This window comes from Oligoflexus tunisiensis, from assembly GCF_001748245.1.
Taxonomy (GTDB): domain Bacteria; phylum Bdellovibrionota_B; class Oligoflexia; order Oligoflexales; family Oligoflexaceae; genus Oligoflexus; species Oligoflexus tunisiensis.
On sequence record NZ_BDFO01000001.1, the window covers coordinates 4,242,989 to 4,266,066 of the forward strand.

Below are 23,078 nucleotides of genomic sequence, written 5' to 3' on the forward strand. Positions count from 1 at the left end.
CCGCCATCAGGCCCAGTGCGTGGTTTCTCCTATTGACGGCGAGCTCATCCCTATCAAAGATCGGCGATTATCAACATTTGAAAGAGGGATAGAGATGATACGTCAACACCTGACAGGGGCCATGGTTCTCGGATTTTCTGCACTCCTCTCCATGGGCGGAGCGGCTCCCCAGGACTCATTCACTGTGATGACCTGGAATTTATACGTTGGAGCCGATACGGCACCCATCCTGGCGTCGCCTTCGATGCAGGAAATGGCATCCCGTGCGGATGCGGCCTGGAGGACCATGGAGTCCACCCGATTCGAGGAGCGGGTTATCGCCATCGCCGACCAGATTGCAGCGCACCGGCCGCATTTAATCGGTCTTCAGGAGGTGTCCCTGCTTCGGGTTCAATCACCCGGGGATCGTATGGAGGGTGGTATGGAACCTGCCACGACGGTCGTTTATGACTTTGAAAAAACTTTGATGTCGGAGCTGGCCTCACGCGGGCTCGACTATCGAGTGGTCTCGCGCGTGCAGAATGCGGATGTCGAGGTTCCGCGGGCGAATGAAACCCGCGATGATGTGCGCCTGACCGATCATGATCTGATTCTGGCTCGCGGTGATGTGGAAGCCGAACCCGCGCTGAAGGGCAACTACCAGGCCGCGCTCTCCCTGCCCTTCCCGGATGGGAAATCGAACCTGACCGTCAACCGGGGTTACACCCTGGTGAATGTGAACCTCCTGGGTCAGGAGGCGGTCTTTGTCAACAGCCATCTCGAGATCTCGGCACTGGAACCTCTGCAGGCCATGCAGGCCAAGGAACTCATGACCATCCTCGGCAGCCGCTCGGAGCCGATCCTTTTGGTGGGTGATTTCAATTCGCGCCCTGAAGGAGGCGCCAGTTACGATCTGATGATGCAGTCGGGTTATCGTGATGTTTGGAATGATCGTATCGGGCCCGAGGAGCTGGGTCTGACCTGCTGCCAGGCGGCGGATCTTTCCAACAAGGATTCCAACCTGGTTGAACGCATCGACCTGGTCCTGACCAGAAATGATAGCGACTGGCTGTCACAGGAGGTCCAGGCCTGGGTGGTCGGGAATCAACCTGAGGATCAAACATCAGGCGGGCTGTGGCCGTCGGATCATGCCGGGGTTGTGGTGCAGTTCTCCGTGAAATAATCAATTCAGAAAGCCGGGCTCAGGGACTTGCCTGCGCGGACGACCCATGAGCCTGGCACGCATCGAGGGACTTTGAAATTTGTGCCTGGAGCTCTTCTATGATGTCCAAAACCTCCCCACCTCCAGCATCTGCCTTGAGGCATTCCAGCATTTGAGTCAGTCCCTTCAGAACCATGGGCGCATTGCGGGCATAGTGATGCAGATGTGGAATAGTGCTTGAAAGCACATCGCTGACGCCAAGGATGGGCTGTATCACCCGAATGGAGCCTTGAGCGTCCTTATGCAGGGGACTTTGCTGGGGCAGGTGCATCATCGTTTGGAATGCGGAACGCAGATAGTCAATACATTGAAGAGCCGTATAAGGGTCATTTAAAGATGGCGAGAGGGCGCGAACGGCCATCTCAACGAGCATATGAAAGCCAAATTCGAGATCCTGTTCCATGGTTCGTTCAGTCCCCAGGATGAAACTTTCACAGATGGCAGGCGTGAGGCTTTCCCGATTTATTTTCTTGCCTGAGACACGCGCCAGGGCATCATCCTGGGTAATAAACGAGCCCGGCCTGACAATGATTTCAATCATGACATCATATTCGGTCGCCAGTGTGACGAGTTCATTCAGATTGCAGGCCTGTAAATATCCCGCGCTGCGGGAACAGACGGGGATGGAATCGGAATCCAGTGTCCAGACCTTCCCATCATTGCGGCTGTCATTGTTCTCAGGCTGAGGACCATTCAAGCTTCTGATCGTCTCGAGCAATTCGTCGCATGTCGTCGCTGCAATATGGGACGCCTGAATGGACCGGGCAGTATGGTGGACGAAATAGATCAGAACAAAGACACTGCAAATGGCCAATGCGATGCTAATCGTGACGCCCAGCCGTGGAGTAAAGGCCTCACGCCCCGCCTCGTCTCCACTCAGAGTGGAAGGCAGTATCAGAAGACTATAGACGAATGTGGCCACAAACGTGCCGAAGGCCACGTGAATTGATCGATCCCGCATGAAATTTCTGAGCAGGCGGGGACCATATTGCTGGGACGCGAGGGAGAGGACGACCATGGAGATCGAGAATGTCACGCCAGCCACGGTTATGATGGAACCGGCAACCGCGCTCAGAACATCACGGGCGGCGTCGGGTCCTCCCGAGAAAAATACCATCCACTCAGGCAGCCTCGAACTCTTCAGGACGTCATCAACCTTGAGACTGAAAAACGCCCCCAGCGCTGCAGCTCCGGCCATCAATCCTGGGATAAACCAGTAGGACGCGCGCAGCTTCCCAAGGACGAGATTCATACGCTCGGAAAATACTGTGATCACGATCCCACCGATCCTTTGTCATCTCATTCCGCCGCCAACCCTGTTAGCAAGACTTGGACCAATAATGAAGAATGCAAAAGGAATGAATGTTGCAAAACCTGGACAGGGAGTGTTGACCCAGGTCGATGCTCCACCATGCTGCAGAAATTTCAGTATGGAGCAGACTCGACAGGGCCACTTGGGAAAGGGGCATGAAATGTTGTACAGCACGCATGCGATCACAAAGGTCAAGCTCAGGGCCTCCGATGGAGCCTATGGGGATATTAAGGATGTCTACTTTGATGATATCTCCTGGGTCATACGATATTTCGTTGTGGACATTGGAACCTGGCGAGCGGATCGTCTTGTTCTGATCAGTCCGGAAGCCTTGACTCATTACAGTGAAGACGATAAGGCTTTTCACACGAAGCTCACCCGACAGCAGATTGCCGACAGTCCACCCTCAGACTCGGAAAAAACCGTGTCGCGGCAGCATGAAGAGCGCCTGAGCCAGTACTATGGATGGAGTCCTTACTGGACCACTCCCTTGGGCGCTTACCCTTGGCCTGGAATTTATAGCTATCCACCCTATGGGGAAGAATCGGCGGGTAGGGACAGATGGCAAAATGATTCCCTGCCACCCACGGTAGGCAAGGAACTTCAGGCACGAATCGACCAGGACAAGGACCAGGACGTCCACCTGCGCAGCTTTAATGAAGTGAGAAAATACGGTCTGCGCGCCACGGATGGTGATCTTGGCATTTTGGAAGACCTGCTGATTGAACCAGAATCCTGGCGGGTCACCCATGTGATCGCGGATGCACGCCGGTGGTGGCCTGGTGGCGAGGTCGTGATCGATCGAGGCCTCGTTCAAAACATCGACTGGTACGATCAGAAGATCGAGGTGGCCATGACCCGCGATGAGGTGAAGAACGCACCACCTTACGATCGGGACCAGGGCATCACGGAATCCTATCAAATGGCGTTGTCCCATTATTATCGGCGCTTCAAGGATCGGACGTTGGGAACGCCACCGGGCGGAGTCGCGGGTGACTATCAGCCAGGACCTCATGCATAGACGGGATTATCATGTTGCATCAAAGTCTGTTTCATACGTTCCTATTGAGTCTGCTTCTCATAGGGACGGTCATGAGCTGCGCCACCAATCCTGCAACCGGTGAACGGCAGCTGGCCCTGATGAGCCCGGAGCAGGAAATTGCTATGGGCCAGCAGGCCCATGCCGAAATTCTCAAGGCTATGGAGGCGCTCGATAATCCGGGGCTTCAGCGTTATGTCAACGACATCGGCCAGCGCCTGGCGGCCAGCTCGGAACGCCCGGAGCTGCCCTGGACCTTTACCGTGCTCGATGATCCCGTGGTTAACGCCTTTGCTCTTCCGGGCGGGTATATCTACATCACACGCGGACTGCTCACTTATCTGACGTCGGAGGCGGAGCTGGCAGGCGTCCTCGGGCATGAAATCGGTCATGTCACGGCCCGGCATTCGGTGGAACAAATGAGCCAGACCACGCTTGGCTCCCTGGGGCTCGGTATCGGCATCCTGCTCTATCCCGAACTTCAGGAACTGGGCCGCGCCGCGCAACAGGGCATGCAGCTTCTCTTTCTCAAATTCAGCCGGGATGACGAGCGCGAGGCCGACCGTCTCGGACTTCGTTATATGACCGACCTTCAGTATGCTCCGCAAAAACTCACCGATGTCATGGATGTGCTGGCGGCAGTGAGTCAGGCGCAGGATCAGGAAAAAATGCCTGGCTGGCTCGCCACCCATCCAGCACCCGAGGAGCGCCGTGAACTTATCGTGCAAACCATCCGTTCCGAAAACCTGCAGCCACAGAATCCGATCGTGAACCAGAATGAATACCTGCAGCATATCGATGGTCTGATTTTTGGAAGCGATCCACGGGACGGTTATTTTGTGGAATCCCGGTTTTATCATCCCGACCTGCAGTGGCGCATGGAGTTCCCGGAAGGATGGCAAACCACCAATCAAAGGGACGTCGTCGGAGCGCTCAGCCCATCGCGGGATGCGGCTATGGTTCTTGGCCTCACCAGGAGCAGGACGGTGGATGAAGCGGCTCTGCAGTTTCGCCAGCAAAAAGGCCTGTCATTTGGCCCCTTACAGGCCATTCAGGTTTCCGGAGCAAGCGGGGTCCTTCTTCCCTTTCGCGCTCAAACCGATCCAGGAATCATGGATGGTTTGGCCGCTTTTCTTTCGTATCAAGGCAAGGTCTATCAGGTCATGGGCTACAGCATGGCCGCCCGCTGGGCCGCTTATCGGCCCCAGGTGCTGCAGACCTTTGAAAGCTTTCAACCGATCACGGATAAGGATATTCTGAGTATCCAGCCCCTGCGCATTACGGTCACAAAACTTCCACAATCCATGTCGTTGTCTGCGTTTGTCGAACGCCGTTCATCACCTGTGCCCGTGAGCAGGCTGGCCATGATCAATCAGGTGGAACCTCAGGAAACGCTGGCGAAAGGAACGCCCATCAAGCGTGTCGATGGGCAGCTGCCGCCTGGGGCCAGAAACGAGATTATTTTTTAGCTCATTGAGGAGACGACAATGAAACAACTCTGTATGTCCTGTATCATGTCAGGTTTCGTCCTTGCCCCTTGGGGCTGCACCAAGAGTGCTCCGGTACCCGCAAGCGTCCGCGTGGAGGATATTAAGGAAAACCCTGCTCTGTACTTAGGCAAGGAAGTGACCGTCAGTGGCGAAATCGAGAAAGTATTTGGAACCCGGGCGTTTCAGCTGGGAGGCACGGACTTCTTTGATAGTGAGATTCGTGTCCTGACAAACCAGCCCCTCAAAGAAAGTGTACGGCGTCGTGCAGAGGAACCATTCCGAGTGGATGATATCGCTCTGGTGACGGGAACTCTTCGCAATATCGTGGTCGCGGACGTCGAGCGGGAGTTCAACTTTGATTTGGATCCGAGTTACGAAGTGGAGTTTCAGAATAAACCAGCAATCGTCGCCACATCAGTCTTGATATCACCGCGAGGACAGGCTACTGAGTCAGCAACGACAGATGGAACGATGAATCACTTACAGACGATTCTGGACAGCCAGGATAAGGCATCCCTGGCAGGAAAAAAGGTGGAACTGCAGCAGGTTGAGGTGCAGAGCGTCATTGGCGATCAGAGCTTTTGGATAGGTCCAAGCCCCAGCCAGCAGGTTTTTGTGACATTTGCTGAAATCCCTACGCCGGGCAAGCCCATGGAAGGACAGGTGGCTATCAAAGCGGGACAGAAGGTCAACTTGAGTGGAGTGATCCGCAGCATGCCGACGCTTTCGGAGGAGTGGCTGAAGAGGAACAAAATCGATGACAGGACGGCCAGCCTATTACGTCAGCAGGCCATCTATATCCAGTCCACGGAAATCAAGGTCGCGGGTGCGGAAGGTTAATCCGCTCACGAACCGGAACTGGATGCCTCCGGGAGATTGGAACAGTCACTCTCCGTCCGAGGCAGTCCGTTATCAATCCAGGTCAGGAACATCTCCTGCTCACCGGGTTCCAAAGGCTTGCTGAGCAGGTTATAAAAGATCCGATTGCGGATGGCTTTGGTATACGTTTTATAACCATCATAGTTGGTCAGGATAATTCCTTCCCAGGCGAATGTTTCGTTATGGCATTCGTCGCAGCGCAGCGCACTGAGATCCTTAATCCAAAGTTCATAGCTTGGGATATTCAGGGCGCTGCAGGTGGCCGGCGGTTGATTTTCCGCAACCTGGTCCTTGGCAGCCGGGGCAGGATCTGACTCCGTGTCCGCAGCGGCCGCAGTTTCCTCGGCGGTGTCCTGAGATTTTTCCTTCTGACAGGCGAGCGGGATGAATGAGAGTGCCGCAAGAAGCCCCAAAACCTGACCCATGTGCATGGCGAACGACTCCATGGTTGAATTGATGCACATAAAATATGCAAGGAAAATGCCGTAATAGGGCCTTCGAACAGGCTTTCGAAATTCTTTGCATTTTTACCAAAGCCAGCCAACCGGCTTGTTGCAGATCGCACAGCCGGTTTTGAAAGCCTCGCACAGTTGGCAGCAAATGCCCCTACCCGTTTCTGTCAAAACATTGGACAGCCCCGCTTAATTTCTCCTTCATTGTTCCGATCCACCTGGGGAACTTCTTCGTACAAAAAGGCCGTTCATGCACCGTCCTGGAACACTATTCGTCCGAGTCTGGCTGGGGCTCATCACCCTATGCTGCGGGCTCCCTGCGGCATGGGCGGCGCACAATCTGCCAGCTCTGACTCTGCCGGACCAGGCCGCGGGCACGTCCTTGACCCATTCCCTAGGGATACTCTATGGGGTGCCGTCGGAATGGGGTCCCGAACGTGTGTTCGAAACGTTTCAGAGCGGACGTTACTACAAGGAAACAGGGGAATCCGTTAACTTCGGCCTGGATTTTTCAACCAAGTGGGTGGCCTTTCAATTAACCAATCCCCGGATGGAAGAGCGGCCTCTTCTCATCGAGAACAACACGACGATCATCGATCGTTTGGAGCTGTTCCATCAGCAGGATACAGGTTTTCATTCGCTGGGATCCCAGGGTGATCAGGAACCGATCTCGCAGCGCAGCATCATCAGTCGGCAGCCGGTTTTCCGGCTCATGGTGCCGCCCGGAACCCATACCTATCTGCTGCGCATGGATGCGGAAAACGTCGTGCAGTTGGGTTTGAAAGTCTGGGATGAGCAGGCGTTCCATCATAAGAATGCTCAGGAGCTCATGATCATCAGCCTGCTCCTTGGGTTCCATATCGTGATCGCCCTCTATAATTTTTTCCTGTATGTAACCGTGCGCGATCGCATGTACCTGATCTATGTGATCTACGTGCTCAGCAATGTTGCGTACCAGTCGAGTTCCATGGGCATCATGCAGTATGCGCACCATATGTTCTTTGGCTGGGAGACCTTGCCGAACTGGGTGATGATTTTTTCGGTGGATGCTGTGATCATCACCGCCCTGATCTTTTCCCATTCGCTTCTTTCCCTGGGCCTGCAATTCCCCATGATGTCCCGGGCCATGAAGATCTGCGGTGCGATCAGTGTCGTGAACATCCTGATCAACCTGCTGGTTTCCAATAAGATGGCCGCAACCCTCTGTCTTTTCAACTCCATCCATGCCGTAACCCTGCTCGTCAGCGCGGGGGTTTATCTTTGCTGGAAACGTTACAAGCCGGCCTACTTTTACACGCTGGCCTGGAGCTTTTATCTGACCGGTGCCTCGGCGAATATCTTCAGTCTGATTGGGCTGACACCGGCCTTTGAGATCAGCAACTGGATTCAGCTCTACGGGGGATCGATTGAAATCGTGCTCCTGTCGCTGGCTGTGGGGGGGCGGATGTCCCAGGTGCAGACCCAGCTGACGCGGGTCCTGACGGAACAAAAGCAGATCGAGGAGGTGGTGCGCTCCGCTCAATTCCTGCGACGTCGGGAAATGGAAACCAATCTGCCAGCTTTTCTGAATTATACTTACTACACCAAACCCGCTGAGAATATTGGGGGTGACTGGGTAGGGATGATCAACTGTGCCGCGGAAAAACGCCTGTATATTTACCTGGGTGATGTCATGGGGCATGGACTGTCTCCGGCGCTGATGTCCGTGATTGCAGCCGGTGCCACCCGTGGGGCCATTCACAATAGTTTGCACCAGGAGATGGGGGAACAGAATCGCGTCCTGTATATCGTGCAGTCCATAAATGAAGCCCTCTTTGATCGCTGTCATGAAGCCAACTGTTTCATGAGCCTCGTGCTCATATCCTTGAACTGGGAAACCGGCGAGGTTTGCCATGTGAATGCCGGGCATACGCCGCTACTAAAAATATCCGGCGGAAAAATCCATCCGCATGTTCATCCGGGGAGCCTGATCGGGATGTTCAAGACTCCGGTTTTTCGGGTTCATACGTTCTCGCTGGAGCCTGGGGAATCGATCTTCCTTTACACGGATGGGCTGACGGAAAACACAGCGCCTGGGGGGAAACCGCTTCGTGTGGCGTCCATCCATAAGGCCCTGACCATGCATGAAAACCTGGATGATTGCCAGGAACGATTGATCGAGCTGATGAGGAATCATTGGAGTCATCAGCCGGTCGCTGATGATACGACGTTTTTTATGCTGCGGCTGGAGAAGCAGGATCACGTCGCGGTCGCTGGCTAACGGACGTCATGCTGCCTTCCTGTGGCCCTGCTTCAAGCGATAAAGCGTGATGCCACCCCCCACCCCTTTTAAATTGAAGCTTCCGGCTTTTTCCCAGTTATCATCCCGCAGATAATCGCGGACCACGGAGGTCATCAGAATTTCGCCTGGAGAAGCCACCGACTCAACCCGTGAGGCCAGGTTCACCGTGGGACCAATCACGGTATAGTCCGAGCGTCGGGAACCACCAAACATGCCGACGGTGGCCGGACCATGGTGAATGCCGATTCGCATTTCGAACCGGGGCATGCCTTCGCTTTCCCAGGTTTGTCCCAGCGCAGCCAAACCTTCGTGCATGAGGCGGGCACAGCGGCAGGCCTTTTCCACCTGCTCTTCGACCGGCATGGCCTCAGGAGCACCGAAAATCACCATCACCGCATCACCGATGAACTTATCAATCGTCCCGCCCTCCTGGAAAATAACCTCGGTCATGGCGTCGAAGTACTGGTTGAGCACCAGCGAGATGCGGCGGGGTCCCAGTTCTTCCGAGGTTTTGGTGAACTGGCAGAGATCGGCAAAAAGTATCGTGACTGGGCTGAGTTTGGCCTCATTGATGAATTCCCGGTGACCGAGCGCGATTTCGTTGACCAGATGGGGCGGGAGAAAGCGCTTCAGAATATTTTCGGTGAGATCGCGATTGAGCGCGGCGATCGTTCGTTCGCCTTCCTTCAACTTCAGCAGGTTCGCCACCGTGCTGTGCAACTCGACTTCATCAAAAGGTTTGGCCAGATAAGCGGAGGCTCCCTCCCGGGCGGCCACGACCTTGCTGACATCATCGCCTTTCGCCGTGAGCAGGATCGTCGGAATGCCGGCGAGCCGGGGATCCTTCTGCAGATCGGCCAGCAGCTCGGGTCCGGATTTACGTGGCATCATCCAGTCGGTGATAATCAGATCGAAGGCTTGGTTTTGAAGCAGGCCCAGGGCTTCCTCGCCGTTCCGGGCACCGACCACCCGATACCCCTGACGACGCAGCACGGTCTGAATCAGATCACGCATATCATCGACGTCGTCGACCACCAGAATGGTTTCCTCACGGCTGGGTGCGGATGCTGCGTCCAGGGATGGGTCGTGCGGCGCAAGGCCCACTGGCGCCTGAACATCCGCCAGCAGCCAGTCCTTGGGTTGATAGTCCGAGCTGATGCTCTCTTCGATTTCGCTCGGCGCTTGAATGGGACTCTGGCGAATGGCCTCTTCCACGCGACTTAAGAGGTCCTGCTTCTGCAAAGGCTTATAGATAACGTGATCGATTCGCGCCTTGTTAATGGCTTTTTCCAGGACTTCAGGGCCGCTTTCTCCGGTGATCATGATGCGGTGGCAATCGGGCTGAAGGCCAGCAATTTCCATAAGGAAATCAGTACCATCGGCGGCGGTAAGATTGGCATCGACCAGGACGCAGCGAATGCGATGCGAACGCATCATCTGCCGGGCACGGTCAAGGTCCTTGACCAGTTCGAAGGTGGTGACACTGTCCGAATCGAGAAGCATCATGCGGATGCTCTTCAGGACGCTCTCCTCGTCATCAATGACAAGCAGATCCAGAATCTTGGCCGAGTGCTGGATCTTCGCTTCATCGATCAAGGTCTTGAGGACCGAAAAGAGTTCGCTCGTAAACGGCTTATAGAAAATTCTATCGATCCTGGCTGTATTGATGGCCTTCTGCACGATGCGATGGCTCCTGGATCGAGCTGTGATCAGGATGCGTTTGCAGTGGGGCTGCTCCTGGGCCACATGGGCGAGCAGAGTGGGACCATCCTCGTCGGGCATCACGGCATCGGAAAGAACGCAGTGAACCCGATAGCGGCTCAGGACGGCTCGGGCTTCATTCGCACTGCCGACGACCTGAAAGTTTTCGCAAATCTGCCGTTGCAGGAGTTCATCCTGAATCTGCTGGCTCAGGGCGGCATCATCATCGACAACCAGGAGATCAATGGTATGGCTCGCATCAAAGCAGAGCGGAAGGTCAACCCAGAAGATGCTGCCGCGACCTGGCTGACTGTCAACTCCCACCGAGCCTTGCATTTTCACGGCCAGTTCTTTCGCCAAAGCCAAACCCAGACCTGTGCCCTCGAATTCCCGTTTGGTGGAACCATCCACTTGCGAGAATACTTTAAAGAGATGGCTGATCTTATCCTGGGGAATACCGGGTCCGGTGTCCGCGACCTGAATGCGGGCCATAGGGCCAACCTTCACGAGAGTCAGGCGGATCTCGCCACCATGCGGAGTGAACTTGAGCGCATTGGAGAGGTAGTTGAAAACGATCTTTTCCAAAGCATCGATATGGGCATTCACCATGACGCGATCGAGATCTCTGTCCGTCACATCAAGTTGGAAGCGAATGCCCCGCTGTTCGCAGGTGGGTTGAAAATACTGGGAGATGGAATTCAGGAAGGCCTGAAGGTCCAGTTTTTTCAGTTGCAGGTCGCCTTCTCCGACGGAAAGTTTCTGGAAATCGAGCAGCTGGTTCACGAGGCGTAAAAGTCTTTTGCTGTTGCGGGCTGCGACCTGGATGGGTTTGGATTCCTGCTCGCTCTTTTCAGCCTGAGACAGTGAACCCAGAATAAGGGTGAGCGGCGTGCGGAGTTCGTGGGAGATGTTTTGGAAGAAGCGGGTTTTTTGTTCGTCGTGGCGCTGCAGCTCTTCATGGGCCTGGACGATTTCTTTCTTTTGTTCGATGAGCTTGTCGCGCTGGGCTTCAAGCTTATAGGTTTGATTTTTGACTTCCTGTTGCAGGTTATCGGACAGATGTTCGGCCTGTTCGAACGCGCGGGAGAAACGGCGGGCGATCAGGAACGACTGAAAAAAGACGAATCCAAGGAGGCCAAATCCGGCCAGAGTCGGCGCCTCAATAATTCTACGGATGGAGAGCAGGTCACTAAAAGTGGCGACGAGAGGCATCACCAATCCCCCCAGGAAAATGGAGGAGTCACTGGCTTTGGCTCGACAGGCACGAATGATGGCATAAAGCGTATAAAGCGCCACGCATGCTGTCAAGACATGATAGGCATTGGTCGGTGGCACAAAAACCTTCGCCGGGGTCAGCAGGATGACAACACACAGAGCCAAGGTAACACAGGATGTCAATTGGCATAACCACCGCGCATAGAACTCTTTAAATGCATGATGGACAAACCAGGTAAAGGACGCGACAGCAGCGACCCAGGATAGATTGAAGACGCGGAGGCGATCGTTAAAGCCCAGGCCTGGCAGCAGGATCTCGATCAAGCCAGCCCTCATGGAGGAAACATAGACGGCGATGAACACGCAGAGGCATCCGAACCAGAGTGTGGAACGAACCTTGGTGCGAAGTATATACAAGCAAAAGTTATAAAGTCCCATAATAAATAGCGCACCAACGACAAAAACATCAATCATCAATCCTTTGGCGCGCCGCTCCATCAGTGAGGTCAAAGATCCCATTTGAGGTGCTATCGCGATACCAGCTAAAAAGATCTCAAAATTGGCCACCTGCACCACGATATCAAAGGAATTGTCCTTGGTCTGGAATCCATGAAGGATAATGCCAAGCCCACCCTTGGCTGTTTCTTCATTGGTGCCCATCTCGCCAAAGTGGGCGATTTCCTCTCCATCGACATAAATGCGCGCGGCGGACCAGATTGAAGGGGGAAAGTAGAGAGACACATGTTGAGGACTTTCCAAAAGAACACGCAAACGATAGGTGGCATAACCAAAACTCGGGAACCCTTCCTTGGAATGAGTCCAGGTGCCCGGCACGTGCATCAGCCCTTTCCGCGGCACAGAGCTGGCCAAAACTTCGGGGGTCAAAAGTTGTTCCCAGTAAAATTCCCATTCACCAGCCAATTCCAATGGGTCGAGAGTTTGGATATCCATTCCTCTTAAATCCAGGACTCCATCCTGAGCCCGAGGCGCGGCCTTCCTGGACCCACATGAGGCGAGAAGAAGAATGAATGCCCATGGAATAGCTCTCAGAAGGAACATGACATTACCCTGCCTTCCTGAGCGTTAGCTCGAAGGCTGTCTCCCCGTCGCGGCTGTCAGCCTGAAGGTCCCCGTGGTTTTTGACGGCCAAACGGCGCGAAACATAGAGTCCAAGGCCGCTGCCTTTGTCCCCTTTCGTCGTGAACCGTCTTTCGAAAATACGTGGCAAAACCTCGGCAGGAATGCCCGGCCCTTTGTTAACGAAACGCAGGCGAATCAGTTGATGTGGGACGTCTTCTTCCACAGTGATGACCACCAGGCGTTCCTGGTCGGGACTCAGGTCCTTGACAGCGTCGTAGGCATTGTTCAGGATATTCAGAGCAATCTGCTGAACATCGGAGCTGGAGGCTTGTGCTTCGAGGGCCTGAACCTGATTCTCCACCTTGATACCAGCGCGGCGGAAGCGCGCCTGGAGGAAGGTCAGAGACGAGGCGATGACGCGACTGATATCCACGGTGCTCTGCGCCTTGTGGTAACGCCCGTAATCCAGAACAGCTGTGATGAGTTCCTGCGTCCGCTCAGAACTTTGGCTCAGGGTATTCACATGTTGGAGCATGGCGAGAAGGCTTTCCCAAGCCAGTCTGAGGTCAGGGCGTAACGCTCGCGACCAATCCCAGAGACGCAGGAGGGAGGCGTCAGGCACAGGCAAAGAGGCGAGATACATCGCAAGGCGACGGTCCTGGCGCTCGGGTTTGCCTGTAATCGTTGCCAGCATCCGTTGTTCGCGGGCCTGTGCTTGCGTTATGTCAGCGGATGTCACGAGCAGAGTCTGGGCTGAAAGATCCTGATCTGCCCGATCGGGAAAAAGATTAAGGAGCGGTTCAACATATTCCAATAGACTCTTGCTGCCATAGGCATCGGCATGATGAATATTTTTGAGTTCATGGGATAAATCGCTTAAAAGCTCACCCATCAGAGCCATTTTCTCACGATGTTCGACACCTTCCAGCAGGCGGGTGGATTCTATCCGCAGAAGAAGATTATGAACTCGCAGAATAAGCTCGCGGGCTATCAGCGGCTTGGCGAGATAATCATCAGCGCCAAGTTCCAGGCCGTGAATGCGATCCTCTTCCGTAGCTCGCGCTGTCAGCAGGATCACAGGAATATTGTCCAAGTCTGGATCGCGACGCATCGCCTGGAGAACATCCTCACCTGAAACTTCAGGCATCATCAAATCCAGGAGGACCAGATCCGGATGATGTTCACGGAGTTTGAGCAAAGCATCCTGTCCACCAAAGGCCAATATTACATCGTAACCTTCCAAGGTCAGGATATCGCGGACCACTTCACAGTTCATCTCGTTATCATCAACAACCAGTATGAGATGCCTGGCCTCCTGCTTCTGAGCAACCAGGTCGGAAACCGACCCGAGCTCGGATTTTGGCAGCGGAGCTGGGCTGCAGGCTTTTGCCCAATCCCTTGAGATTTCGCTTTGCTCGACATGAATGACGGTCTGAGCCGGGATCTTCACCGAAAAGGTGGAACCCTTCCCCTCTTCGGATTCAAAGCTGATCGTCCCGCCCATCAGGTTGACCAGATCCCGCACCATGGCGAGGCCCAGGCCAGTTCCTTCGTATGAGCGGCGGGCATCGTTTTCCACCTGCTGGAATTCCTGGAAGATCTTATCCTTATGACTGGCTGGGATGCCGATGCCGGTATCGCTCACCACGATCTCCAGTGTGCGATCGGTCCCCAGGCGCAAGGTGAGCGTGACCTGACTGGGCTTGTCGACGGCCGTGAATTTGAAGGCATTGCCGATGAGGTTGCGGATGATGGTGAAAACTTTATCGTAGTCATGGATCCAGAGGGAGTTTGGATTCATGCCGGGGGTTTCGAGGTGGAACTGAACTTGTGGTTTCTTGAGAGCGAGACCTTCCGCCAGGTTTTGACTGTCCTGAATCAAGGATTGTAGAGGAAATTGGGTGTTTTTAAGGCTGAGTTTGCCCTGTTTGGATTTGGCCAGATCGAGGATTGTGTTGACCTGTTGCTTGAGAGAGATGGCCAGACTTTTGACTTTGGAGAGCTGCTGATGCGTTGCCTCTGTCACGTTCCCGTAGCGTCCCTGTTCGATGAGGTCCAGGAATCCGATGATGCCGTTGAGAGGTGTGCGCAGCTCATGCGATGTGTTGTGGAAGAAGAGTGTTCTGGCTCTCTCCTTTTCTTGAAGATTCTCATTCAAGGTGCGGATCTCAACCTCACTGCGCTGAACCTGGCGCAAAGTTTCGGCAAAGCGCATCGACAAAATAAAGGACTGGGAAAAGCAGAAGAACAGCATACCAATTGCGGCAGCGGGGAATCTGGGCAGATATCCTTGCATCATGAAGATTGTCAAAATGGAAAATATTGTGCAGACAACAGCGCCCAACAGCAGGATTGACGCTCCGAGCTCTTTTCTCCTTGTTGCTCTGGCCGATTGAACGATCATATAGATTAAAGTCAATAGGCTGGCAACATGGTAGATCGTACTGAAACCAAGGTATATACGTGGTGAAGACACAGCAGTAATAGCCACGACCGTGGTCCCAAATAGGACAACGATTTTAACGACAATGGCATAACAGACGTCGGGGAACATAACCTTCAAATAGAGCCAAAGAACAGGGAGTAGCGTATAAAATGAAAGGTTATACACTCTGATCGGAAGAAGCTTATCATCAGAACCATAAAGAAATGGGCAGAGTCCAGGCTCAATCGCTATTAATCCACTCACACAAATGCAGCAGGCTGCTATCAGTAGTGGCCCCCATTCGGTACGATTGACGGTATAAAGACCAATATTATAGAGAGCCAAAGTCAATAGAGCGAAAAACACTCCAGCATTGACGATCGCTTCAGCAATAAAGGACTTGAAGATTTGATCATGGAGCCCCAAATCCTCGACAGTCACAATCCCGCCTAGAATATAGTCCTGGTTCTCGGCATGAAACAAAATATCGAAGGATGTCGCGGGCGCCTCTGAGAGGACTTGAGGTTTCTTAAATGGAAAGAGCAACCTTCCATCTGGAGTTCTCTCGGATGAATTTAGTATGGATCCATTCACATAAACCTTGAGATCTGTTGCGGATCGAATTTCTCCCATGACCAGCTTCACAGGCCGATCACCTTCAATCCGAACTCGATACGTCCCCTTTCCATAAACCGGATAGCCAGACTTCTGCCAGCCCCCTTTAATATCAATAAAGCTCGGCTGAATACTCCCATCCCACTTCGCGGGATCCGGATCCATCCACCGATCCCAATAAAACTCCGCCTCACCCCGTAAAGGAATGGAGCCGTCCTTTTCAAAATCCCAACCACGGACATCCAACACACCTTTGACCAGGCGCGGGTATTCTTTCGCTTCGAGTTTCCACGGTACAAAAAATATCCCAACCAGAACCAAGAGCAGATGCTTCCAAAATCTCATGGACGCTCCATCAAGAGCCAACGACGATTCTTCGGACCCGGTAAGAATCACACGCAGGCGCACCCTGATGTGTCGCTCATTTTGGTTAGGGACTTGAATTTTCCCTAAACATTCTTTGGTATGAATCTCCGGATTCCTCTTGTCCCCCATGCTGATCTTGTCGTAAATACGGGATGCCCGTCGGTATGGGCCCACACCAGGGGAATAGGTTTTATGAATAAGTCTCTACAGGTATTGACAATTTTGGCTTCACTGAGCACCCAGGCAGCGGCTCAGGAGGCGGTTGAGTTTCCTTCCCGCCTGATATGTGACGCGGTGGGAGACTGCATCGCCGGTCTTGAAAATTTCTGCGAAGCGGATTTTTATTTCCCCGAACCGGTTGTCATGGAGCAGCCTGCCCAATACTCAGGTTCGACTTATGATCCCACCGGCGAACTGAGCGAGGAGGAGCTGCTGACTATGGTCAAACTTGATTTTAGTGAAGGCGATCAGTACAGCTTCTACTTTTTCAAAGCCAGTGCGATGACTCAACTCGCCAGGGGTGAGATCGATAAAATCCAAGGGACCTATGAAGATGGTTTCGACTGGACCAATGGCTACAATACCCGGGCCAGATTCCGCGTGGAATGCGTCCGCGGTCTGTGAAGGTTGAACCCTGTCCCAGCAACTTATAAGGAGCCGGCTTATGCAACAGGATGTTGAGATTCTCTCCTTTGAGGACAAGTATGCTCCATATTTTGATCAAATCAATCGGGAGTGGATTCAGGATATGTTCCGCTTGGAAGAAACGGATGAACATATTCTGAAGAATCCCAGGGCGGAAGTGATCGATCGCGGTGGCGTGATCCTGTTCGCCAAGGCAGGCGAGCTGGGTATCGTAGGGACAGGGGCGCTTTTGAAAACAGGGGCGGGCAGCTTTGAACTGACCAAGATGGGCGTTTTGAAAAAGGCGCGCGGACTCAAGGTTGGGGAAAAGCTGCTGCAGGGCCTCATTGAGGCTTTCCGTCAGCAGAAGGCGACAGTTCTCTACCTCCTCACCAATACGGACTGCGAAGCCGCCATTCATCTCTATGAAAAAAACGGCTTCGTTCATGATGCCGGGATTATGAATGATTATGGAAAAAAATATCAGCGCTGCAATGTGGCGATGAGACTTGCCGACCCGGCCCCCGGGTGGACCGCGCAGAACAGATGACTTGGGGAATATCCCGAGTGCCGGTTGAGAACACTGTTGGGAATGCAATACGGTTCACCTGGACATCCCGACCCGAACAGCTCAAACGAAGGCCTTTCCGACTTCCCACAGCGAGCATGAACCTTGCAGGGTCCATGGATTGGACGTTGGATTAATAGTGCACAAGCGTTTCGGAAGCTGTGGGGATTCTGATGAAACCAGAAACGGGCGTCGACCGTCTGAACACGCTCCTGGAGTCCTATCTCAAAATTCGGCGCGACTCCGAGAAAATCTGTGAGGGACTGAGCGCCGAAGACTGCCAGTTGCAAGCCATGCCGGATGTCAGTCCACCCAAGTGGCATCTGGCTCATACCAGCTGGTTTTTTGAACGCTTTCTTTTACGCACAGGTCCTGACCCCACCCCTCCGATTCCGCCTCTCTATGATCATCTCTTCAATTCCTACTATGAAACCGCAGGCTCCTTTCCCCCCCGTGCGCAGCGCGGTCTCCTCTCACGACCTGGACTGGATGAGGTCATCGCCTGGCGGCATGACGTCGATCGCCGCATTCTCGAACTTTCAAGCGATGAAAAACAGGGTGAATTGCACAACAGCCAGATCCTTGAAATCGGTTTGCATCATGAGCAGCAGCATCAGGAGCTGCTTCTGACCGACATCAAATACAATTTCTTTATGCAACCGTTCCAGCCCGCTCTTGGTACGACGCGGAACCGGAAAACCGATGCGCATGCACCCGCGCTGCGCTGGGAAAGACTGCCCGAGGGGGTGCATACCATAGGGCACGTGAAGGAAACCTTTGCGTTTGACAATGAGCGCCCCGCGCATCGGATCTATATTAACCCCGTGGCTCTCGCCAGCCGCCCTGCGACCAACGGGGAATACCTCGACTTCATCCGGGCCGGAGGATATAGGCAGGTGGAACTCTGGCTGTCCGAAGGCTGGAACTGGGTGCGCGCACATCATCTGCAGCAGCCCCTCTACTGGCATTATGATGACCATCACGGTTGGCGCCAGTTCACGCTGCATGGCTGGGAAAGTCTCGCGATGCATGAACCTGTCTGCCATCTCAGTTATTTCGAAGCGGATGCCTTCGCGCGCTGGTGTGGAGCGCGCCTGCCCACCGAGCAGGAATGGGAAGTCTTCGCCCGGCGTCGGCCTTTGACAGGGCATTTTTTTGACTTCTCCGACCTGCATCCGGCTCCTGCGCATGATGATGCGAGTCAGGTTTATGGCGATGTCTGGGAATGGACGAGCAGCAGTTATGCCCCCTACCCCGGTTACCAGCCGCTGGCCGGCAGCCTCGGCGAATACAACGGCAAATTCATGGTGAATCAGTATGTGTTGCGCGGCGGCTCGTGCGCCACTCCATGGCAGCATATCCGACCCAGCTATCGAAATTTTTTTCCAGCAACCGCACGCTGGCAGTTCACGGGCGTGCGCCTCGCAAAGGACTTGTTATGAATCCATCAAACCTGATTGGTGAATATGATCTCAGCATAGGCCTGGACAACTTTCGGCAGGATGTTCTGCACGGGCTCACGAAGCTTCCCAAAACCCTGCCGCCCAAATATTTCTATGACGCCCGTGGATCCCGGCTGTTCGACTTCATTTGCGAGACTCCTGAGTATTACCTGACCCGCAAGGAAATCTCGATCCTCGAAAAATATGGCTCTCAAATCCTGGAGCAGATTCCCCATCCCATCCGCATTATCGAATTGGGAAGCGGCAGCAGCATCAAGACCCGTCTTCTCCTGGATGCCGCGTCCGCCGTCACCGCCTATATTCCGATCGACATTTCAAAGGAACATCTTTTGCGATCCACCCACGCCCTCGCACAGCGTTTTCCCCATATACCCATGGTTCCCGTCTGCGCGGACTATACCCGGCAGCCTGCCCTGCCTCTGTTTGATCGTGGCCGGCGCGACCGCTCCCTGGTCTTCTTTCCCGGTTCCACCCTTGGCAATCTGGATGAGGATGAAGCCCTGGCGCTTTTGCAAAGCATCCGTCATATGCTGCGTGGGGATGGCTATTTTCTGGTTGGCATCGATCTTCTCAAGGATCCCAAAATCATGGAAGCGGCCTATAACGATGCCGAGAGAGTGACAGCCGCCTTTAATCTCAATTTGCTCCATCGCATCAATGTTGAACTGGACGCTGACTTCAAACTCAATGAGTTCCAACACAAGGCAGTCTTCAATGCCAGGGAGAAGCGGATGGAAATGCATCTGCGTTCCGTCCGGCACCAGGTGGTGTGGATCAAGGATGTTCCGATTCCCTTCGGCAAGGATGAAACCATCCATACGGAATCATCGTACAAGTATGATCTGCATGAGTTTGCTGCATTCTGCAGGAAAGCCGGTTTTCAAAGCGTCAGGAGCTGGACCGATGCCGAACACTACTTTGCTGTCGTGCTCCTGCAGACGACCCCTGCGAAGCCAAACCATAGGTACATAAAACCTCGGCTTTCCCTGGGAGGTGAATAAAGTACCCTGGCAGAGAAAGGAGGCTGTCATGCGTATTGCACAAGTCTCTCCCCTTGAAGAGTCCGTTCCACCGAAAACCTATGGGGGAACGGAAAGGGTCGTCGCCTATCTCACTGAGGAATTGGTCAGGCAGGGTCACGAGGTGACCCTTTTTGCTTCCGGCGACTCCTGCTCTTCCGCCCGACTGGTCGCCGCCTGTCCCCAGGCCCTGCGATCGGACGCGACCTGCCAGGACCGGCTGGCCCTGCAGTTGGTTCAGTTAAAGATGCTCCTGGACCATATGCATGAGTTCGACATCGTTCACTTTCATATCGATTATCTGCACTTTCCGGTCATGACTCAGCTCGACAAGGCATTTCTTACCACGCTGCATGGCCGGCAGGATGTTCGGGAATTGCAGTCGCTTTATACCGCTTACAACAGAGCCCCGCTTGTTTCCATCTCCCATGCACAACGCGCACCCGTGCCGATGGCCAACTGGGTTGGAACTGTCCATCATGGACTGCCACCCCATCTTTTGACCTTCGAGCCACGGCCGGGGCGTTATCTCGCCTTTCTCGGCCGCATTTCACGGGAAAAGCGGGTGGATCGAGCCATCGAGATCGCCAAGGCCTGCCGTCTGCCGCTCAGGATCGCTGCCAAAGTTGATAAGAATGACCTCAGGTACTTTGAAGAGGAAGTTAGGCCCCTGCTGGATCATCCTTTGATCGAATTCGTTGGCGAGATCAGCCAGCAGGCACAGAATCACTTCCTGGGAGGCGCTCTGGCTCTGCTCTTTCCGATCGATTGGCCCGAGCCCTTTGGGCTTGTCATGATCGAAGCGATGGCCTGCGGCACCCCGGTCATAGCCTTTCGCCAAGGGTCGGTGCCCGAAGTGCTGCGGCACGGCATCAACGGCTACGTCGTCAACTCCATCGCCGAAGGTGTCGCGGCCGTACGGAATATCAGCAGGATCTCACGCCACCGCTGCCGTGAGGAATTTCTGAATCGATTCACGGCGGAAAGGATGACCCGGCAATACGTGGCGATCTATGAAAAGCTGATCGCTGAGACGGCTCACAAGATGATCATTCCTTTCAACTCGGGCGTCACATCGCAAACCACGCATTTTTTCTAAAGGAGAGAGCGCATGGGTCCGGAGCAGGTCAAGAACAATATTCTGCAGATCCAGGATGAGGAAGTCGACCCGGTGGCCACCACCTCGCATCTTGAAGAACAGGTGAAAGTTCTTAATCATGCGGACACCTTTGCTGTCTTCAATATCTTTGGTGACTTCCCTTATACGCCGTCATGTGCTTTCGGGCTCTTCTACCGCGGCTGTCGCTATCTCGCCACCTTTGAGATGTTTATCAACAACCAGAAGGCTCTGCTCCTGAACTCGCTCATCAAGGATCGCAACGAGATGCTGACGGTCAACCTCACCAACGACGATATCCGTGCGGATGATGAGATCGTCACGCCCAAGGGGGTGATCTTGATCGCTCGATCCAAGTTTCTTTTTGAGGGAATCTGCTACGAAAGGATCACCTTTCAAAATTTTGATCTGGCTCCCCACGACCTTGTGGTTTCCTTTCGTTATGTCGTCGATTTTCGCGATATTTTCGAGGTCCGCGGAGTCAAGAGGATTCGTCGGGGCCATATGCTCGGCTACACGCAGCACAGTCCGCAGTGTATTGGCTTCGGCTACCAGGGGCTCGACCAGGTGCACAGGGAGGCCCGCCTCCACTTTTCCATTCCCTTTTCCTCCGTCAACGACTCGATGTGCGAATTCTCGATTCATCTGACTCCAAAATCGGAGCAGGTGCTCACCATCGAGGTCGAACCCAAGGATGAGCAGGGTCGGGTTGAAAAGTTCAGTTTCGATGATGCGAAACATCGGCTGGTCGATCAACTGAAACGCAACCGTCACCTTATCGCCAGGATCCGCACGGACAACGAGCAGTTCAATCATTGGGTCGATCGCTCGACCGTGGACTTCGTCTCCCTTCTGACCGTCACGGAGGATGGCCTTTATCCCTTCGCCGGGGTGCCGTGGTACAACACCATCTTTGGGCGCGATGGATTGATTTCCGCCTTTCTCACGCTCTGGACCGCTCCGGAAATAGCCAAAGGCGTGCTCCAGTTTTTAGCGCGGCATCAGGCGCGGGAGACCGACCGATTCAAGGATGCGGAACCAGGAAAAATTATTCATGAAATGCGCTCCGGAGAAATGGCGAATCTTAAGGAAATACCCTTCAAGGCATACTATGGAACGATCGATGCGACGCCGCTTTTCATATGGCTGGCGGGCGAATACTATCAACGCACGGGAGACCGGGAGACGATTGAAAAGCTCTGGCCGCATGTGGAAGCGGCCCTGGATTGGCTGGATCACCATGGGGACTGCGATGGTGACGGCTATATCGAGTATCAACGCAAAGGGGAACATGGACTTCACAATCAGGGCTGGAAGGATTCCCATGATGCGATCAGCCATGCGGACGGGACTCTGGCGGAACCGCCGATTGCCCTTTGCGAAGTGCAAGGCTATGCCTATGCCGCCCGTCTGAAGGCGGCCCTTCTTGCCGAACTCATGGGGCAGGAGGCGCGGGCCACACAGCTCCGGGAGACCGCACAACGCCTGAAGGAACAGTTCAATCGTGATTTCTGGGATGCGGATCTCGGTTCCTACTGCGTGGCCCTGGATGGAAACAAGCGTCCCTGCCGTGTACTGACGTCCAATCCCGGGCACTGCCTTCTGGCCGGTATCGTCGATGCGGACAAAGCCCCCATCCTGGCCCAATCGCTCCTGGCTCCCCAGCTTTTTTGCGGCTGGGGCATACGGACCCTGTCCAAACACTCGCGGCGTTTCAATCCCCTCTCCTATCACAATGGATCGGTCTGGCCGCATGATAACGCGATCGTCGCCATGGGTCTCAGCCGCTATGGTCTGAAGCAGGAGGTTTTGTCCGTCCTCAATGCCCTTTATGATGCCGCGAATCGTTTCGAAGGCGCGCGCTTGCCCGAACTTTACTGTGGCCTCAGGCGTCAGCCAGGAGAAGGCCCCACACGTTATCCGGTGGCCTGTTCCCCCCAGGCCTGGTCCGTCGCGGCCCTCTTTGGTCTTCTGCAGGCCGCGCTCGGTCTTGAAATCGATGCCTTGGAGAAAACGTTAACCCTGAATCAACCCATGCTTCCTGATTATCTGCGGAGATTCAGCCTCAACAGCTTGCGGCTGGGTCAGCAGGTCGTCTGTATTGACTTTCATTCCTATCTCAAGGATGTCGGTGTGAATATTCCCCATAAGCCGGAAGGCTGGAAGGTCGTTATTCATAAATGAGCTCAGCCCCTCTCCTTCGCACATTTCTTGCAGCATTCCTGTGCAAA

Annotated in this window: 15 protein-coding genes; 11 read left to right on the plus strand and 4 right to left on the minus strand. The window is 54.2% G+C overall.

Annotated elements, in window-relative coordinates:
* The first annotated feature begins 94 nt into the window (after positions 1–94).
* Positions 95–1,162, plus strand: a complete 1,068-nt coding sequence (locus tag OLTU_RS17545; protein WP_141734061.1) for an endonuclease/exonuclease/phosphatase family protein — start codon at positions 95–97, stop codon at positions 1,160–1,162.
* Between the two features lie 19 nt (positions 1,163–1,181).
* Here OLTU_RS17545 and OLTU_RS17550 read toward each other — a convergent pair whose 3' ends face one another.
* The gene (locus tag OLTU_RS17550; protein ID WP_141734062.1) at positions 1,182–2,477 is read right to left on the minus strand and encodes a DUF2254 domain-containing protein; all 1,296 of its coding nucleotides are present in this window, start codon (positions 2,475–2,477) and stop codon (positions 1,182–1,184) included.
* A 196-nt stretch (positions 2,478–2,673) separates the two neighbouring features.
* Here OLTU_RS17550 and OLTU_RS17555 point away from each other — a divergent pair, with 196 nt between their 5' ends.
* The 3 genes from OLTU_RS17555 to OLTU_RS17565 are packed head-to-tail and all read left to right on the plus strand — an operon-like array spanning position 2,674 to position 5,882.
* The gene (locus OLTU_RS17555; RefSeq protein WP_141734063.1) at positions 2,674–3,534 is read left to right on the plus strand and encodes a hypothetical protein; all 861 of its coding nucleotides are present in this window, start codon (positions 2,674–2,676) and stop codon (positions 3,532–3,534) included.
* An 11-nt stretch (positions 3,535–3,545) separates the two neighbouring features.
* Positions 3,546–5,021, plus strand: coding sequence for a M48 family metalloprotease (locus OLTU_RS17560; RefSeq protein WP_141734064.1), 1,476 nt, complete (start codon positions 3,546–3,548; stop codon positions 5,019–5,021).
* An 18-nt stretch (positions 5,022–5,039) separates the two neighbouring features.
* Positions 5,040–5,882 carry a hypothetical protein gene (locus OLTU_RS17565; protein WP_141734065.1) on the plus strand — a complete coding sequence of 281 codons (843 nt, stop codon included), beginning with the start codon at positions 5,040–5,042 and terminating at the stop codon, positions 5,880–5,882.
* 5 nt (positions 5,883–5,887) lie between these two features.
* On the opposite strand, the gene OLTU_RS17570 is transcribed toward OLTU_RS17565, so the two are convergent.
* Positions 5,888–6,367, minus strand: a complete 480-nt coding sequence (locus tag OLTU_RS17570) for a hypothetical protein (RefSeq protein ID WP_218110100.1) — start codon at positions 6,365–6,367, stop codon at positions 5,888–5,890.
* A gap of 256 nt (positions 6,368–6,623) precedes the next feature.
* Here OLTU_RS17570 and OLTU_RS17575 point away from each other — a divergent pair, with 256 nt between their 5' ends.
* Positions 6,624–8,633 (plus strand): SpoIIE family protein phosphatase, encoded by a 2,010-nt coding sequence (locus OLTU_RS17575; RefSeq protein WP_141734067.1) that lies wholly within the window; start codon positions 6,624–6,626, stop codon positions 8,631–8,633.
* 6 nt (positions 8,634–8,639) lie between these two features.
* Here OLTU_RS17575 and OLTU_RS17580 read toward each other — a convergent pair whose 3' ends face one another.
* Positions 8,640–12,521, minus strand: a complete 3,882-nt coding sequence (locus tag OLTU_RS17580; RefSeq protein WP_176736726.1) for a response regulator — start codon at positions 12,519–12,521, stop codon at positions 8,640–8,642.
* A 112-nt stretch (positions 12,522–12,633) separates the two neighbouring features.
* Positions 12,634–16,035 (minus strand): ATP-binding protein, encoded by a 3,402-nt coding sequence (locus OLTU_RS17585; protein ID WP_176736727.1) that lies wholly within the window; start codon positions 16,033–16,035, stop codon positions 12,634–12,636.
* Between the two features lie 213 nt (positions 16,036–16,248).
* On the opposite strand from OLTU_RS17585, the gene OLTU_RS17590 reads away from it, so the two are divergent.
* The 6 genes from OLTU_RS17590 (at position 16,249) to OLTU_RS17615 (ending at position 23,031) form a co-directional block, all read left to right on the plus strand.
* Positions 16,249–16,680 (plus strand): hypothetical protein, encoded by a 432-nt coding sequence (locus OLTU_RS17590; protein ID WP_141734070.1) that lies wholly within the window; start codon positions 16,249–16,251, stop codon positions 16,678–16,680.
* A 40-nt stretch (positions 16,681–16,720) separates the two neighbouring features.
* Positions 16,721–17,230: a GNAT family N-acetyltransferase gene (locus OLTU_RS17595; protein WP_141734071.1), complete on the plus strand. Its 510-nt coding sequence runs from the start codon at positions 16,721–16,723 to the stop codon at positions 17,228–17,230.
* A gap of 191 nt (positions 17,231–17,421) precedes the next feature.
* On the plus strand, positions 17,422–18,690 hold the full coding sequence (gene egtB, locus OLTU_RS17600) for an ergothioneine biosynthesis protein EgtB (RefSeq protein WP_141734072.1): 1,269 nt from the start codon (positions 17,422–17,424) through the stop codon (positions 18,688–18,690).
* Positions 18,687–19,712 carry an L-histidine N(alpha)-methyltransferase gene (gene egtD / locus OLTU_RS17605; RefSeq protein ID WP_141734073.1) on the plus strand — a complete coding sequence of 342 codons (1,026 nt, stop codon included), beginning with the start codon at positions 18,687–18,689 and terminating at the stop codon, positions 19,710–19,712. Before egtB ends, egtD begins: the two co-directional genes overlap by 4 nt.
* A gap of 28 nt (positions 19,713–19,740) precedes the next feature.
* On the plus strand, positions 19,741–20,829 hold the full coding sequence (locus OLTU_RS17610) for a glycosyltransferase family 4 protein (RefSeq protein WP_141734074.1): 1,089 nt from the start codon (positions 19,741–19,743) through the stop codon (positions 20,827–20,829).
* A 12-nt stretch (positions 20,830–20,841) separates the two neighbouring features.
* The gene (locus OLTU_RS17615; protein WP_141734075.1) at positions 20,842–23,031 is read left to right on the plus strand and encodes an amylo-alpha-1,6-glucosidase; all 2,190 of its coding nucleotides are present in this window, start codon (positions 20,842–20,844) and stop codon (positions 23,029–23,031) included.
* Positions 23,032–23,078 lie beyond the last annotated feature (47 nt).